The sequence below is a fragment of the Aurantiacibacter gilvus genome (assembly GCF_038289935.1).
Lineage (GTDB): Bacteria > Pseudomonadota > Alphaproteobacteria > Sphingomonadales > Sphingomonadaceae > Alteraurantiacibacter > Alteraurantiacibacter gilvus.
On the sequence record NZ_JBBYHV010000001.1, the window covers coordinates 1672955 to 1687789 of the forward strand.

A 14835-nucleotide genomic window follows, 5' to 3' on the forward strand; every position below is an offset into this window, starting at 1 on the left:
TTCCACAGCCGAAAATGGATTCTTGCGCCCCTCCGGCGTATGTGTTTCGCATGATCAGCAATGATCTTCCGCGCGCCTTGCGGCGCTGGCTGGCTCCGGTTGCAGCCCTCGTCCTGTTCGGGACGACCGGTTCGGGCCATGCACAACAGGACGATGCTGCGAACCTTTCTTCGTCGCTGGAAACCAGTGCGAACCCTGACCAGCCGGCTTCTGACCAGCCGACCTTCGTCCCCAGCGAGGAAGTCACCTTCGAGGAGGCATTCGCCCACATCGACGAACCGGCGGAGCCGGAACTGCCCGGCCACGCGGTCGACATTACAACCATCGAGCCGGCACCGCCCACGGCCACGCCGCTCGGAAGTGGTGTCGCCAGCTACTATGGCCGCCGTTTCCACGGTCGCCGCACGGCCAACGGCGAGAGCTTCGACATGCACGAACTCACCGCCGCGCATCGCACCCTGCCCTTCGGTAGCCTCGTCCGCGTTACCAATCCCCGCAACGGCCGCTCGGTCGTGGTACGCATCAACGATCGGGGTCCCTTCGTGCGTGGCCGCGCGATCGACCTTTCGCGCGCTGCCGCCGAAGAGATCGACATCGTCCGCTCCGGCCACGGCAGGGTAGAGCTCGAACTGCTTGCAAGCTGAGGACCGCGGGCCTCCCGCCGCCCCCTCACGAACATGCCTGTGTAGCGCTGCAAACACGCTTGCGCAGACGTTCCGTGCGGCTAAGACCAAAGTGGGGTGCACAAATCGGGGGCGCGCCGATGGCAACGGCAAATCTCTATGACGTACTGGGCGTGCCGCGCGATGCGAGCGCCGAACAGATCGAGGATGTCTACGAGATCCTCCCCGATCCGGAGACCTTCCGCGAGCAATACGTCAACGACGAGCGCGGTGAAGGCTACATCTACGAGGTGCTGACCTTCACGCTCTACTCGGTTCCCGGCGGCAATGTCCGGCCGCAGGGTATCGCCGACGACGCCTTCCTCGCCGAGTGACAGCCACGGCACCCACCCTCCCTTCCACCGACGCGATGGTGTAGGACAGCCCCAACGCGCCTGATCAATGGGAGAGACCATGTTCGTACCCCTATGGTTGCTCGTCGGCATGGTCGCCGTCATCGTGCTGCTGGCCGGCGCGCTGATCCGCAAGGGCAGCGCGGACGACATGATCTCGCGGCAACGCCGTGATGCTCCACCGGCCCGCACGGTCGACGAGGCGGCGCTGTTGGCCTTGCCCGAGGTCGCCGAGGCGCTGGAACGCGGCAACAGGATCGAGGCCATCCGCCACATCCGGCTCGCCAGCGGACTTGGCCTCAAGGCATCGAAAGACCTGGTCGAACGGCACACACGCCGCTGAGCCCTTGCCTACAACTTCAGTTCGCTGACATCGCGGAAGGATCCGATCTTCCCGCGAACGAAGGAATTGAAGGCAATCGAGTGGCGATCCTGGCTGGAATTGTTGGTCTCCACGTAGTGCTGGAGCGCGCTCGAGAAGAGCACCAGATCCCCTTCCTTCGGAATGACGGCATTGCGCGGGGCGTTGTAGATGTTGGTCTTGCCCTGATCGACAGCCAGTTCCAGCTGGCGGTATTCATTGTAACGCTCGAAGATCATGTTGCCAGGCGGATCGGGCAGCGGTGCGTAGTAGAGCGAGCCGGACACCAGCGAGTTCGAATGGCTGTGACCGTGCATGCCCACTCCCGGTGGGTTCTTGAGCGACCAGCTCTGGGTCACTTCCAGCCGCTGGTGGATGCCCATCACTTCCAGCGCGAAGGTCTGCAGCGCGGCGTCGACCGCCTCGGCGATGGAACGCATCTCGGGGCGCTCAAACAGGTAGAGGTCTTCGGAAATCTGGTTCACCTGGTTGGCGTTCATCTTGAGCGCCTTGATGAACTTCACCTGCTTCGGACTGATCGCGTCCTTGATGTTGGTGACGAAGTAGGGCTCGGCGAACAGCGGCTTTACGGTGAAGTCGCGCGCGGCGGCGGCGCCCTGACGGGCGGCGGTGGAGGCAGTGGCCATTGGCAGGAAGTCCCGGTCCTGTTGCTGGTTATGTCACAAGCTAGACACGACAGCCGGCTGTAGGCAAGACCTTACATTAGCTTTCCCGCAACTGCTCCCGAACCGCTCAGTACCCGAACCGCTCGCGGAACTCGGCCACCCGCATGTCGTCCGCCAGCAGCGCCTGTTCGGTCTCGCCCAGCTCGTCGTCGCGCACCTCGGCCTTGGCGGGATCGAACTGGCGGCGCACGCCGCTTTCCCAGTCGATCGCGGTCTTCCACAGGAAGCGGCGCGGGAAGAGCCGTTCGAAGCCCTCCATGAACCGTTCCGAGTACTCCAGCCCGCAGTGGGCATAGAGCGCGCGCATGGCGGCCTCGGGCGTGCGCACGAGGTCCTCGTAGCGCGAGACGAGCAGGTTCGGCGCATCCCAATAGGGCTGCCACGAGGTGATGTTGCGCTTGAAGGCGCGCCAGCGACCGAGCTTCTGGTCGGCGGTCTGGTCGTCGCGCCAGATCGAGCGCAGCACGGCGCGCGGATCGCGCACGGTGTAGATGAGGCGGTACCGCCCGGCGATCGGCGCCACGGTGGCGGGCGCGAAGTCGAGATCGGGGCTCTTGTCGGCAAGCACCAGCGGATCGGGCTTGCCCAGCCGCCCCTTCAGGATCGGCAGCGCGTCGTCGTACCAGCGCAGCAGGTCCTCCACCGACTCCTGCCGCTTGCCGTCAAGCAGGCCGACGATCTCGCGCGGGCCGAGGCCGTGGGCCTGCATCCGGTCGAAGTGCAGCCGCACCTTGTAGGGGCGGAACAGCGCGTGGCTGATCTCGCTTTCGCACAGGCAGATCGCGCGCGGATGGTCGTCGAGGCAGCGCGCCGTCAGCGAGGAGCCGGTGCGCAGCGGCCCGACGATGAACACCTTGTCTGTCACGCACTATCCCCTGCCGTCACCCGGCAAGGCTAGCCGCCCGCGCCGCGCAATGCCAGCCGTGTCAGTGCGACAGCTGCGCGCGGATCGCCCCCTCGGGGAAGTCCGGCGTGCGCACCATCACGTAGTAGTCCTCGCGCCGGTCGGACATGCGCCGCAGCAGGCTGGCGTCGACCGCCAGGCAGACCTCGTCGTCGGGCGGATCGGGCAGCGGCAGGGCCACCATCTCCGCCCCGGTGCCGTCCTCGCGCCCGCGGTGGATCGCCGCGCCGTCGGCGTCGGGCAGGCCGTTGATCTCCAGGTAGTAGCAGACCTGCCCCTCGACGAAGTCGAACTCGGCGTTGAAGTCCGCGTCCGCCCCCTCGGCGCCGCCGCCGGGCACCAGGTCGTCGAACAGGCTGAGCCCGATGATGGCATAGTCCTGCGCCAGTGCCGGGGTGGCGGGCGCAAGGCCCGTCACGGCGGCCATGGCGAGGGCAAACGGCACGAATGCCGGTACTCGCTGCATGACACCTCTCCCACTGTTGCGGGATGCCGCGCCGTATGCCCGGCCCTGGCAGACCGCAATGGGCCGAGGATAGCGCGAATCACCACGCAGGTGAAGCGGCACCCCCTGTCGCTGCGCGCGCCGCGTCCTCCCGGCGCGCGTACGCGGGCTCCTCCGCGTCGTGGGGGAGCGTCACCTCCCACCAGTGTTCGATGCCGTCCTCGAAGGCCCGTAGCTGGACCATCTCCAGCGCGCCGTCGGGATCGCCGCCGGGCAGCTGGTGCGGTTCGGGGGCGCCGGGCGGGCGCGCGGCGTCCATGCGGTCGAGCCGGTTGCCCAGCCACATGCAGTCCTCCTCGCCCAGCGCGACCGCCGGATCGGCAGCCGCGTCGAGGCAGAAGCCATCGCAGTCGGGGCAGGGATTGGCGGGGCAAGGTGTGACAGGTGTGACAGTGTCCTGGGGGGAATTGTCGACCACCGGCGCGGCAGAGGCAGGGACAGGGGCAGCGCGCTCCGCCTGCCGCTCCGCAAATGCCGCCGGATCGCGCACCAGGTCGCGCTCGTCCTGCGCCTGACGCAGGGCGGGAGCGTCGACCTTGGCCGGCAGCGCGTCCTCCCCTTCCCCCGCAGCCTCGCCCAGAGCACGCAGGGCATCGATCTGGTCGTCGAGCATATGCAGCGTGGCCGCGACGTCGAGCCGCTCGGCCGCCTTGTCGAGCCGTGCGAGGTGCGCCAGCAGCAGGCGGGAATCGTAGCGCCGCCGCCGCGCGACCTCCTCGCCGTGATAGAAGACCGCCTCCTCCACCCCGTTGAGCGCCCGCTCGGCCAGCTCCGCCTCGGCGACCGTCCGCGCCGCGACCAGCGCCGCATCCCATGCCCGCGCAAACCCCGCCGAGCGCCGCCGCGCCCGGTAAGCCGTCTGCCGCGCCACGCCCGCGCGCCGACAGGCGATGGAGACATTGCCAAGCACCTGCAGGCTTTCAAGGAAGTCCGCCATCCGCGCGGGCGTCAGCGCCACCTGCCGCCGCGCGGCGGAGCGGTAGGTGCCGGGATCGTCAGGATCGGGAAAGTCGCCGGGATCGAGCTGGGCTGCCTGGAGTGGCGAGAGCGTGGAGATGGAGGTCATGCCGAGGGTGTGCCTGTGTGATTGCGAGAACCGCGCAGGGAGGCATAGATTGGGGGGTGTAGGGAAGATCCTCAAGCATCGAGAGTTCATGAAATGTTTCATTTCTCTTAATCTGTGCTAAAGTGCCAACAGCATGTCGATCTACAAGATAAACCTACGGAAACTCATCCGAATGTTCTTCGCTCCGGAGAATTTGAAGGTTTCACTCCTCCGAGGTGACATTCGAAGTGAGATAGCGAAAGCCGCCGGGTATGAGACAGGCGGTGGAGACTTTTACGTCCCTTTCTGGCGGGACGCGAAAGATCATACTGCCAATCACACCGACCTATTTAGATCCGTCGATAGTAGGATAGAATCTAACGAACGCCGGGAGAACCTTTATCCGAGGCTACGAGACGGCTTTCTGCTCTGGTGGAACGAGCGTCGAAGATGGACAAATGAGCCATTTGAAGAAATTCCATCGCCGAAAGGTGCTTTGTACTTCGAAGAACTCGGTGCGGCAGTCAAGATTGAGAACTTCTTGGCGTTGCGTGGATCGGAGGGCGACCTTCACTTTGTCTATCCGTATTTTTCACCAAACCCGGAACTGTCGGAAGAAGGGGCGCGACTTGCCCTTTGGGCAATAAAGGAGGCGAATCTTGGAATTGATGACGAGTGCATTCGCGTACTGGATGTGATGCGCGGCAGAAGCTTTTCATTCGCGGGTCTTGAATTCACAGGCAACGAACGGCATGAATTCATTGAAAAGTATCAATTCCTAATAAGCGATTGGGAGAGTTTGTGGAGCGAGTATGAGTGAAGACAAACCACCACGGCCTGACATTTATATCGGTTTAGTCGGCGCAGCCGGTACAGACCTCAAAGCTGTCATTCGCGAACTCCGCTCGCAACTTCTGGTTGTTGGTTACAGCGTTGTCCACGTGAAGTTGAGCGACCTTATTAAGGCTGCCATCGATATTCCCGATCTCGTGGATGAGCACGAGCGTATCAAACACCACATGAAAGCTGGGGATACGATTCGAGAAAACTCCCAAGATGGTAGCGGTGTGGCAGCTCTCGCAATGCAAGCAATAATAAGCGAGAGAGGAAAACAAAAGACGGGTCAGTCCCGAGCCTTCATAATTGACTCATTCAAGCATCCAGATGAAATAGACTTGTTTGATAAAGTATATGTTAGAAATTACTATACTGTTTCAGTACACCTTCCTAAGAAAACTCGCCAGAACAACATTGAAATCAAGATTGCTCGCGACCAGCATCAACCACCCAATCCAATGATTGCGACGAAGGCGGTCGACATCATTAGGGATGATGAAAAGAGCCAAGGTGAGAAATCTCAAAATGTAAGGGACGCATTTCCCAAAGCCGACTTCTTCGTGAACGGAAAAAGAGATTTAACCACCCAAATAAAGCGATTGGTCGAAATAATTTTTGCCGAACCTTTCGTCACACCTACGCTAGACGAATATGCAATGTTCGTAGCTAAAGGTGCCGCCTACCGATCTGCTGATCTTTCAAGGCAGGTTGGAGCCACAATTATAGACGAGAATGGTTCCGTCTTGAGTACCGGATGTAATGAAGCTCCTTATCCAGGTGGAGGATTCTTTGTCCAAGGTTCGTCGGATGGCATCGACGACAATCGTGACTTCGTTAAACAGATTGACCCAAACTCCGCAGAAATTCAAAATACTTTCATAGAGATAGTAGAAATCCTTCGCGGGGCCGGGCACATCGGTGACACCAAAAAGGACCCTAAGGGAGACGCGAAGCTCGTCGACGACTTGCTGCAGGGGGATTTAAAACACCTCGCAAGAGACGCTCGTATTAGAAGCCTAATTGAATTTGGTCGTGTGGTGCATGCCGAAATGCATGCGATTTGCGATGCAGCGGCAACCGGAAAAGCAATACGGGGCTCGTCGCTATACTGTACAACTTTTCCATGCCATCTATGCGCCAAGCATATCATTGCTGCTGGAATACATGAAGTCGTTTATATTGAGCCGTACCCCAAAAGCCTTACTGCAAAACTTTATGGTGACGAAATTGAGTTTGTAGACGAAAAGGCCTCTACTCCTACCACCGCCCAACCTAAGCGCGTGCGATTCCGACCTTTCCACGGGGTAAGCCCTGTACTCTTTCAGCGAGCGTTTCGGCACAAAAAGCGAAAGGACAATCGCGGTATCCTAACCGTGTGGGAGCCACAAAGCGCGGTACCGACAGATGCATCTCTGACTGTGGAAAGACCCCGCCTAGAGACTACAGCAGTGAAGGCACTTGTGGGAACTCTCCCAAAAGCGAAAGCAGCTTATGATTCGTGGGTAAAGGAGAGCTTCGATGAGGAAGGATGAACTCGATCGCGAACTGAAAAAGACAGCGCGACGCCACAACAGAATTGCGAGAGACGAAGCTGCGGCATATCGCGCGGAATTGTCTTGGATATCTGGATCAAATCCAGGGTATCGATTCGGAAAGAAGTGAGTTTTCCTATTTCGAGGTCGATAACCTACGCCAACATCCCCTTGAGATACGCCCCCGTATAACTCCCCTCCACCTTCGCGACCTCCTCCGGCGTACCCTGCGCGACAACCTCACCCCCGCGTACGCCGCCATCCGGGCCGAGGTCCAGCAGGTGGTCCGCGGTCTTGATCACGTCGAGGTTGTGCTCGATCACCACGACGCTGTTCCCCTGGTCCACCAGCCGGTGCAGCACTTCCAGTAGCTTGCGCACGTCCTCGAAGTGCAGGCCGGTGGTCGGCTCGTCGAGGATGTAGAGCGTCTGTCCGGTGGAGCGCTTGGACAGTTCCTTTGCCAGTTTCACGCGCTGCGCCTCGCCGCCTGACAGCGTGGTGGCCTGCTGGCCGACCTTGACGTAGCCCAGCCCCACCTCGTTCAGCATGTGCATCTTGTCGCGGATGGGGGGCACGGCCTTGAAGAAGCCCTCCGCGTCCTCGATCGTCATGTCGAGCACGTCGGCGATCGAGTGGCCCTTGAACTTCACCTCCAGCGTTTCGCGGTTGTAGCGTTTGCCGTGGCATTCCTCGCACGTCACATAGACGTCGGGCAGGAAGTGCATCTCGATCTTGATCAGGCCGTCGCCGGTGCAGGCCTCGCACCGCCCGCCCTTGACGTTGAAGCTGAAGCGCCCCGGCTTGTACCCGCGCGCCTGCGCCTCCGGCAGGCCAGCGAACCAGTCGCGGATCTGGGTGAAGGCGCCGGTGTAGGTGGCGGGGTTGCTCCGCGGGGTGCGGCCGATGGGCGACTGGTCGATCTCGATCACCTTGTCGCAGTATTCGAGGCCGGTCACCTTGTCGTGCGCCCCGGCGATGACGCGGGCACCGTTGAGCGTGCGCGCGGCGGAGGCGTAGAGCGTATCGATGGTGAAGCTCGACTTGCCCGAGCCGGAGACGCCGGTGACGCAGGTGAAGGTGCCGAGCGGCACGGAGGCGGTGACGTCCTTGAGGTTGTTCGCCCTGGCGCCGTGCACCGTCAGCTTCCTGCCGTTGCCCTTGCGACGCTTGGCCGGGACCTCGATCTTGCGGCGGCCCGTCAGGTAGTCTGCCGTCAGCGAGTTCTTGGCTTTCAGCACCTGTTTCAGCGTGCCCTGCGCCACCACTTCGCCGCCGTGGACACCCGCGCCGGGGCCGAGGTCCACCACGTGGTCTGCCGCGCGGATGGCGTCCTCGTCATGCTCCACCACGATCACCGTATTGCCGAGGTCGCGCAGGCGCTTCAATGTTTCCAGCAGCCGGTCGTTGTCGCGCTGGTGCAGGCCGATGGACGGTTCGTCGAGCACGTAGAGCACGCCCGACAGGCCGGAGCCGATCTGCGAGGCAAGGCGGATGCGCTGGCTCTCGCCGCCGCTCAGTGTTCCGGAGGTACGGTCGAGGTTGAGGTAGTCGAGGCCGACGTTGTTGAGGAAGCCCAGCCGCTCGACGATCTCCTTCAGGATGGCGCGGGCGATCTGGTTCTGCGTGTCGGTCAGCTTGCCGGGCAGCGCCTCGAACCATGCCAGCGCGTCGGACACCGACAGCCGCACGGGCTGGCTGATGTCCGTACTGTCGATCTTCACCGCGCGGGCCTTCTCGTTGAGGCGGGCACCGTGGCAGGTCTCGCACGGCTGCGCGGTCTGGAACTTGGACAGCTCCTCCTGCATCCACGCCGAGTCCGTCTGCGCGAGGCGGCGGTTGAGGTTGCCGATCACCCCCTCGAACGGCTTCTGCACGGTATATTGCTTGCGCCCGTCCTTGAAGGTGAGCTCCACCGGATAGCCCTTGGTGCCGTAGAGGATGATGTCGCGCTGGTCCGGCTCCAGCTGGCTCCACGGCGTCTCGAGGTCGAACCCGTAGGCGCGCGCGAGGCTGGACAGCACCTGCATGTAATAGGGCGACGGCGGGTTGGACTTGGCCCAGGGCACCACGGCGCCCTTCTTCAGGGTCAGCTCCTCGTTGGGCACGACCAGCTGCGGGTCGAACAGCTGCTTCTCGCCGATGCCGTCGCAGGTCGGACAAGCGCCCTGCGGGGCGTTGAACGAGAACAGCCGCGGTTCGACCTCCTCGATGGTGAAGCCCGAGACGGGGCAGGCGAACTTCTCGGAGAAGACGATGCGGTTGGGCGGCAGGCCCGCGCCCTTGAGGTTGCCGCCGCTCTCTGCCTCGTCCTCGCGCCCCGGCACCACGCCATCGGCCAGGTCGACATAGGCCAGCCCCTCGGCCAGCTTGAGCGCGGTCTCGAACGAGTCCGCCAGCCGCGTCTCCAGCCCTTCCTTCACCGCGAGCCGGTCCACCACCACCTCGATGTCGTGCTTGAACTTCTTGTCGAGCGCGGGTGCGTCCTCGATCGCGTACATCTCGCCGTCGATGCGCACGCGGGTGAAGCCCGCCTTCTGCCACTCGGCCAGTTCCTTGCGGTATTCGCCCTTGCGCCCGCGCACCACGGGGGCGAGCAGGTAGAGCCGCGTACCCTCGGGCAGTTCCATCACCCGGTCGACCATGTTGGAGACGGTCTGCGCCTCGATCGGCAGCCCGGTGGCGGGCGAGTACGGCACCCCCACCCTCGCCCACAGCAGGCGCATGTAGTCGTAGATCTCGGTAACCGTCGCCACGGTCGAGCGCGGGTTGCGGCTGGTCGTCTTCTGCTCGATCGAGATCGCGGGCGAGAGCCCGTCGATATGCTCGACATCGGGCTTCTGCATCATCTCGAGGAACTGCCGCGCATAGGCGCTGAGGCTCTCGACATAGCGCCGCTGCCCCTCGGCATAGATGGTGTCGAAGGCGAGCGACGACTTGCCGCTGCCGGACAAGCCGGTGATGACGATCAGGCTGTCGCGCGGGAGATCGATGTCGATCCCCTTGAGATTGTGTTCGCGCGCGCCTTTTACGGAGATAGTGGTGAGAGCCATAGACGGTCCAAGTGGGGGCTGACGAGGCAGGAGTCCAGCGGGACCGAAGACCGTGTGCCGCAAGACCCGCACGGGAGGCGTGCGGAATGCCTTTGTTCCTGAAATGTTCGGGTTGGTCAAGTCCGCCGAGCCGCCCTTCCCCACAGGTGGATTAGAGGAATTTAATGCGCCCGGTCCGTGACTTATGTTAGGCTTGTCTTGTTGCAACTGGGGGGTTCGACGATGCACACAGGTCTTTCCAGGTTCGATTTGCGCCTTGAAACACGCGCGGGGGGCAGGCTCCCCTGGCGCAGGGCCGCTCTCGCGCTCTGCACGCCCTTGCTGGCTTTCGCCCAGCCCAGTGCCGCGCAGGATGACGACGGAACGAGCGACACCGAGCAGGTCGCGCTGCTTACCTACCTTGGCCTGACGGCAGCAGACGGTTCGCTCTCGGTCGGCGATGGTTCCGGCGGGGTCGAAGGGCAGATCATCGCCAGCATCCTGATGCAGGAAGCAGCAGAAGAGATCGTCGGCCAGCTGGCTGACCACGATCCCGGCGCGGGAGCGACCAATCCCTATGGCGCAGGGGAGCGTGTCGTCCTGCTGGCCGGCAACGAGACGTTCACGACGGCGGCCTACCATCGCCTGCGACGCCAGGTGGGCCTGATTTCCACGCAACTCCGGGCCTTCGAAGCCGCTGCTGACGATCGCGGCTGCGATACTCCCGCACCAGCCTTGCTTGCGCCCGGAGATGGCCCCGGAGTGCTCGGCGTAATGACCCCCGGCGGAGCGGAAGCTGTTGCCGCGGCAGACGAATCGCCATTCGACTTCCGGGTCAGCGACCTGCTGGGAGCGCTGCGCACCTCAACCAACCTGCAAAATGTTCCGGTCACGCTGGGCGACCAGATGCTGCGCAACGCCCTTATCAACCAACCGGCACGTCCAAGCTGGATCCTGCAATCCGAAATCACCGATTTTCCGGCCAGCCTCGCACTCGAGACCGAGCTCGACGGCTATCGCTCGATCCTGCTCGAATACGTCGAAGGCAAGTGCGACAGCATGGCGGTCAGCGAAGCCAACAAGCCGAAGATCAAGGAACAAGCGAGCGCCCTCCTGAACGCGATCCTCGCCCTATATGCGGCAAAGGACGGCGCCCCATCGCTGGTCGACCAGACTGCGCAGTCCGCCAGCCTGATGAATGGTCAGGCCGAGGCGCCAAGGGCCCTGCGCGTCAGCGTGGAAAGTGCAGGCGGCACCTTGATCAGGTCGCAGAACATCCTGACTTCCTTCTTCGTCCCGGGCGTCACCATGCGGGGCGGGCTGGTGGTCTCGTACCGCACGGTAAACGCGACCAACGGCACTTCCGACCTCGCCGGGGCGTTGGTATGCCGCTTCCCGCTGCGGGTCCTGCGCAGCCTGACCAGCGAACCGCTCGACGAACTGAGGGCCCGCGCGACCAGAACCCTCGACGGGGAACTGTGCACTGCCCTCAGCACGGAAGTTGCCGGAGGCTAGCTGCACAGGCATCGCCTTGCGGAGATCGGCAAAGCGTTCGCTTAACGCGGTGAAACCATAACGCTTCACCGCAAACGGCATGGATTCGGGAGCGGACTGCGGCCTATCTTCGGTTTGAAAGGGAGGGTCGCAACCTCATGACAAACCGTATGCTGATTGCCTTGACCGGTTTCGGGGCCGCTGTCGGCCTTGGCGCAATCGCAACACCCGCACTGGCCGACGATCCCAACGATCCCGCCATGCGCGACCGTGCCTTGCGCGAGGCCGATGCCGCGGGCGTGCGCCAGCTCAACATCGACCAGGCGCGCTATGTCCAGCAACGCGACGCGCGTTATGCCGAAGGCTGGCAGCGCACCCGCGAATTCCCGGCAGAACAGTCGCGCTACCAGCGGGACATGGATCGCTACCGCGAGAGCCGCGCCGACTACGAAGCGCGCATGGCAGCCTGGCGCCGCGCCGTGCAGCTGTGCCGCGAGGGGCGCTACGAATACTGCGACTAATCGGGAAAGGCGTTATAGCGGGGGCGTGACCCGCCGCCTCTTCCTCGCCGTCACCCCGCCGCCAGCCGTCAGCGATGCCCTGCTCGACCTGCAGGAAGGCATTCCCGGCGCGCGCTGGGTGGATAGTGACCACTTCCACCTCACCTTGCGTTTCGTCGGCGAGGTGGACCGCCACATGGCTGCCGACCTCGAGACCGCGCTGGATGGCCTCGCCTTCACGCCCTTCACCTTGCAGCTTTCCGGCGTCGGCCATTTCGAGGGCCCCAAGCGCGCCAAGGCGATCTGGGCGGGCGTGATGCCTTCGGGCGACATCGACCTGCTCCACTACCGCACCGAGATGGCCTGTCGCCGCGCCGGTCTGCCGCCCGAGACGCGCAGGTTCGTGCCCCATGTCACGCTCGCGCGGCTCAATGCGGGCAGCGGCTTCATCGGGGACTGGTTGAGGCTGCACGGTGCCTTCACTGCCGTGCCCTGGCCGGTTGACAGCTTCGCCCTGTTCGAGAGCAACCTCACGCCGAACGGCGCGATTTACACCGAATTGCGGCGATTTTCCGCCACGGGAGGCTGACTCAAACGTTCAGCCTATTGGCAGGTGGCACTGCTATCCCTATGCACCCGGTTTCAACCGAAACGGTCCTCTCCCCCCTGAGGAGCCGCCGGTCCACATATTCAAGGAAGAGATGTCGCAATGCGCAAAGCTACCCTGCTCGCCACCACAATGATCGCCGCCATGGCCAGCGGCTGCACCACCACTTCGGGAGCCGAAATGGACGCCACCACCACCCTGCCGGGCACTGCCGAATACAATCCGGAAATCCCCGCAGCGACCAGCGTGTTTGCCGAACTCTCCCCGCTGCCGTTCCACGCCCCGCAGTTCGACCAGGTGGCCGACGACGAGTGGCAGGGCATCATCGAGGAAGCGATTGCGATCTACACCGCCGAGATCGAGGCAATTGCCAACAACCCCAACCCGCCCACCTTCGACAACACCATCGTCGCGATGGAACGTGCCGGCGACGTCTATTCCCGCGCCACGGCGCCGTTTGACCAGCTGACCAGCGCCAATACCAACGACACGTTGAACGACGCAGATGCCGCGCTCGCCCCGCAGCGCGCAGCCCTGTCGAGCGCGATCTACCTCAACCCCGAACTGTTCGCCCGCGTACAGGCCGTCTACGACCAGCGCGCCGCCATGAGCATGACGCCCGAAGCGGCCATGCTGCTGGAAACAACCTATGCCGACTTCGTCCACCTCGGCGCCCAGCTCGATCCGGCGGCGCAGGACGAACTGCGCTCGATCGACGAACGGCTCTCCACGCTGCAGGCGGAGATCTCCACCAACATCACGGACGGTGCCGCAGCAGGCGCCATCTTCGTCGACACCCGCGAGGAACTGGCGGGCATGTCCGAAAGCGCGATCGAAGCGGCCGCTGCGGCTGCTGCCGAGCGCGGCGAGCCGGGCAAGTTCCTGCTGACGCTTACCAACACCAGCGGCCAGCCGCAGCTGGCCCAGCTCGAAAACCGCGACGTACGCGAACGACTGTACAATGCCGCAATGGCCCGCAACCAGGGCGGCGAGTTCGACACGCTGGCCAATATCCGCGAGATCATCGCGCTGCGGACGCGCATCGCCGAGATCTTCGGCACGCCCGACTATGCGACCTGGCAGATGTATGATCGCTTCGCCCAGAACCCGGAAACGGCGATCGGCTTCATGACCGAAATGGTCCCCGCCCTGCGTGCCACGCAGGATCGCGAAGCTGCCATGCTGCAGGCCCGCGCCGAGCAGGACGGTGCCACGTTCGAACTGCAGCCGTGGGACTGGCCCTACTATGCCGAGATCGTGCGGCAGGAGCGCTACGCCCTCGATAACGAGGAGATCAAGCAGTACTTCGTGGTCGAGAACGTGCTGGAAGACGGCGTGTTCTACATGGCCAACCAGCTCTACGGCCTGACCTTCGAGAAGCGCGACGACATCCCCGTCTACAACGAGACCGTCAGCGTCTACACCGTGTTCGATGCCGACGGCTCCGAGCTGGCGCTGTTCTACTTCGATCCCTTCGCCCGCGAGAACAAGTCGGGCGGCGCGTGGATGAACAACTACATCGAGCAGAGCCACATGATGGGCCTGCGTCCGGTGATCTCGAACACGCAGAACATCACCCCGCCCGCCCCCGGCCAGCCGGCCCTGGCGACCTGGGACGACGTGACCACCATGTTCCACGAATTCGGCCACGGTCTGCACGGCATGTTCGCCGACCAGGAATATGTCTCTATCTCGGGCACCAACACCGCGCGTGACTGGGTGGAATTCCCCAGCCAGTTCCACGAGCCTTTCGCCGCCCGTCCGGAAGTCATGGCGCGCTATGCCCGCCACTGGCAGACCGGCGAGGTGATCCCCGACGAACTGGTGGAAGGCATCCAGGCAAGCAGCCGTTTCGACCAGGGCTACAGCTTCGGCGAGATCATCGCCGCCTCGCTGCTCGACATGGAATGGCACGCGCTGCAGCCGGGTCAGACCCCGGACGACGTGATGGCCTTCGAGGCCGAAGCCCTGAACGGCCTTGGCCTGCGCACCGACCTCGTCGCGCCGCGCTATCGCACGCCGTACTTCCGCCACATCTGGAACCACGGCTACCAGGCCGGCTACTACAGCTACACCTGGACCGAGATGCTGGCGCATGACGCCTACGACTATGTCGTGAACAACGGCGGCATGACGCGCGAGATGGGTGACCATATCCGCGAAAGCTTCCTGGGCCAGGGTCACTCGAAGACCTACGAGCAGATGTACCGCGACTTCACCGGTCGTGATCCGCGCGTGGAGCCCCTGCTCGAAGCCCGCGGCCTGCTGGCAGAGGATGACGACACCACCGGTGTGGTCGCCTCGCCGGGCGCACAGTAAC

Annotated in this window: 14 protein-coding genes; 9 read left to right on the forward strand and 5 right to left on the reverse strand. The window is 63.4% G+C overall.

Features of this window, described 5'->3' with window-relative positions; translation table 11 throughout:
• The first annotated feature begins 50 nt into the window (after window positions 1-50).
• The 3 genes from AAEO60_RS08255 (at window position 51) to AAEO60_RS08265 (ending at window position 1358) form a co-directional block, all read left to right on the forward strand.
• Window positions 51-644 carry a septal ring lytic transglycosylase RlpA family protein gene (locus AAEO60_RS08255; protein WP_341673173.1) on the forward strand — a complete coding sequence of 198 codons (594 nt, stop codon included), beginning with the start codon at window positions 51-53 and terminating at the stop codon, window positions 642-644.
• 119 nt (window positions 645-763) lie between these two features.
• Entirely contained in the window at window positions 764-997 is a 234-nt protein-coding gene (locus AAEO60_RS08260; protein WP_341673174.1) for a hypothetical protein, read from the forward strand.
• Window positions 998-1076: 79 nt separating this feature from the next.
• The gene (locus tag AAEO60_RS08265) at window positions 1077-1358 is read left to right on the forward strand and encodes a hypothetical protein (protein ID WP_341673175.1); all 282 of its coding nucleotides are present in this window, start codon (window positions 1077-1079) and stop codon (window positions 1356-1358) included.
• 8 nt (window positions 1359-1366) lie between these two features.
• Here the strand turns inward: AAEO60_RS08265 and AAEO60_RS08270 are convergent, their stop codons facing one another.
• From AAEO60_RS08270 to AAEO60_RS08285, 4 genes are all read right to left on the reverse strand, one after another.
• On the reverse strand, window positions 1367-2023 hold the full coding sequence (locus AAEO60_RS08270; protein WP_341673176.1) for a putative 2OG-Fe(II) oxygenase: 657 nt from the start codon (window positions 2021-2023) through the stop codon (window positions 1367-1369).
• Between the two features lie 106 nt (window positions 2024-2129).
• Window positions 2130-2927 carry a sulfotransferase gene (locus tag AAEO60_RS08275; RefSeq protein WP_341673177.1) on the reverse strand — a complete coding sequence of 266 codons (798 nt, stop codon included), beginning with the start codon at window positions 2925-2927 and terminating at the stop codon, window positions 2130-2132.
• A gap of 61 nt (window positions 2928-2988) precedes the next feature.
• Window positions 2989-3432: a CHRD domain-containing protein gene (locus tag AAEO60_RS08280; protein WP_341673178.1), complete on the reverse strand. Its 444-nt coding sequence runs from the start codon at window positions 3430-3432 to the stop codon at window positions 2989-2991.
• Window positions 3433-3511: 79 nt separating this feature from the next.
• Window positions 3512-4537: a hypothetical protein gene (locus AAEO60_RS08285; protein WP_341673179.1), complete on the reverse strand. Its 1026-nt coding sequence runs from the start codon at window positions 4535-4537 to the stop codon at window positions 3512-3514.
• A 133-nt stretch (window positions 4538-4670) separates the two neighbouring features.
• On the opposite strand from AAEO60_RS08285, the gene AAEO60_RS08290 reads away from it, so the two are divergent.
• Both AAEO60_RS08290 and AAEO60_RS08295 read left to right on the forward strand, forming a co-directional pair.
• A complete protein-coding gene (locus tag AAEO60_RS08290; protein WP_341673180.1) occupies window positions 4671-5336 on the forward strand; it encodes a hypothetical protein in 666 nt (221 codons plus the stop codon).
• Entirely contained in the window at window positions 5329-6885 is a 1557-nt protein-coding gene (locus AAEO60_RS08295) for an anti-phage dCTP deaminase (protein WP_341673181.1), read from the forward strand. Before AAEO60_RS08290 ends, AAEO60_RS08295 begins: the two co-directional genes overlap by 8 nt.
• 155 nt (window positions 6886-7040) lie before the next feature.
• Here the strand turns inward: AAEO60_RS08295 and uvrA are convergent, their stop codons facing one another.
• Window positions 7041-9935 (reverse strand): excinuclease ABC subunit UvrA, encoded by a 2895-nt coding sequence (gene uvrA, locus AAEO60_RS08300; protein WP_341673182.1) that lies wholly within the window; start codon window positions 9933-9935, stop codon window positions 7041-7043.
• Window positions 9936-10253: 318 nt separating this feature from the next.
• On the opposite strand from uvrA, the gene AAEO60_RS08305 reads away from it, so the two are divergent.
• The 4 genes from AAEO60_RS08305 (at window position 10254) to AAEO60_RS08320 (ending at window position 14834) form a co-directional block, all read left to right on the forward strand.
• Entirely contained in the window at window positions 10254-11429 is a 1176-nt protein-coding gene (locus tag AAEO60_RS08305) for a hypothetical protein (protein ID WP_341673183.1), read from the forward strand.
• Between the two features lie 137 nt (window positions 11430-11566).
• Window positions 11567-11929, forward strand: a complete 363-nt coding sequence (locus tag AAEO60_RS08310) for a hypothetical protein (protein ID WP_341673184.1) — start codon at window positions 11567-11569, stop codon at window positions 11927-11929.
• Window positions 11930-11954: 25 nt separating this feature from the next.
• Entirely contained in the window at window positions 11955-12497 is a 543-nt protein-coding gene (thpR, locus tag AAEO60_RS08315; protein WP_341673185.1) for an RNA 2',3'-cyclic phosphodiesterase, read from the forward strand.
• 120 nt (window positions 12498-12617) lie between these two features.
• Entirely contained in the window at window positions 12618-14834 is a 2217-nt protein-coding gene (locus AAEO60_RS08320; protein WP_341673186.1) for a M3 family metallopeptidase, read from the forward strand.
• Window position 14835: the final 1 nt, after the last annotated feature.

Excerpts from the sequence above, each read along its gene's own strand:
- AAEO60_RS08255 (WP_341673173.1), top strand. The coding sequence starts at position 51 with ATGATCAGCAATGATCTTCCGCGCGCCTTGCGGCGCTGGCTGGCTCCG.
- AAEO60_RS08260 (WP_341673174.1), top strand. The coding sequence starts at position 764 with ATGGCAACGGCAAATCTCTATGACGTACTGGGCGTGCCGCGCGATGCG.
- AAEO60_RS08265 (WP_341673175.1), top strand. The coding sequence starts at position 1,077 with ATGTTCGTACCCCTATGGTTGCTCGTCGGCATGGTCGCCGTCATCGTG.
- AAEO60_RS08270 (WP_341673176.1), bottom strand. The coding sequence starts at position 2,023 with ATGGCCACTGCCTCCACCGCCGCCCGTCAGGGCGCCGCCGCCGCGCGC.
- AAEO60_RS08280 (WP_341673178.1), bottom strand. The coding sequence starts at position 3,432 with ATGCAGCGAGTACCGGCATTCGTGCCGTTTGCCCTCGCCATGGCCGCC.
- AAEO60_RS08285 (WP_341673179.1), bottom strand. The coding sequence starts at position 4,537 with ATGACCTCCATCTCCACGCTCTCGCCACTCCAGGCAGCCCAGCTCGAT.
- AAEO60_RS08290 (WP_341673180.1), top strand. The coding sequence starts at position 4,671 with ATGTCGATCTACAAGATAAACCTACGGAAACTCATCCGAATGTTCTTC.
- AAEO60_RS08295 (WP_341673181.1), top strand. The coding sequence starts at position 5,329 with ATGAGTGAAGACAAACCACCACGGCCTGACATTTATATCGGTTTAGTC.
- uvrA (WP_341673182.1), bottom strand. The coding sequence starts at position 9,935 with ATGGCTCTCACCACTATCTCCGTAAAAGGCGCGCGCGAACACAATCTC.
- AAEO60_RS08310 (WP_341673184.1), top strand. The coding sequence starts at position 11,567 with ATGACAAACCGTATGCTGATTGCCTTGACCGGTTTCGGGGCCGCTGTC.
- AAEO60_RS08320 (WP_341673186.1), top strand. The coding sequence starts at position 12,618 with ATGCGCAAAGCTACCCTGCTCGCCACCACAATGATCGCCGCCATGGCC.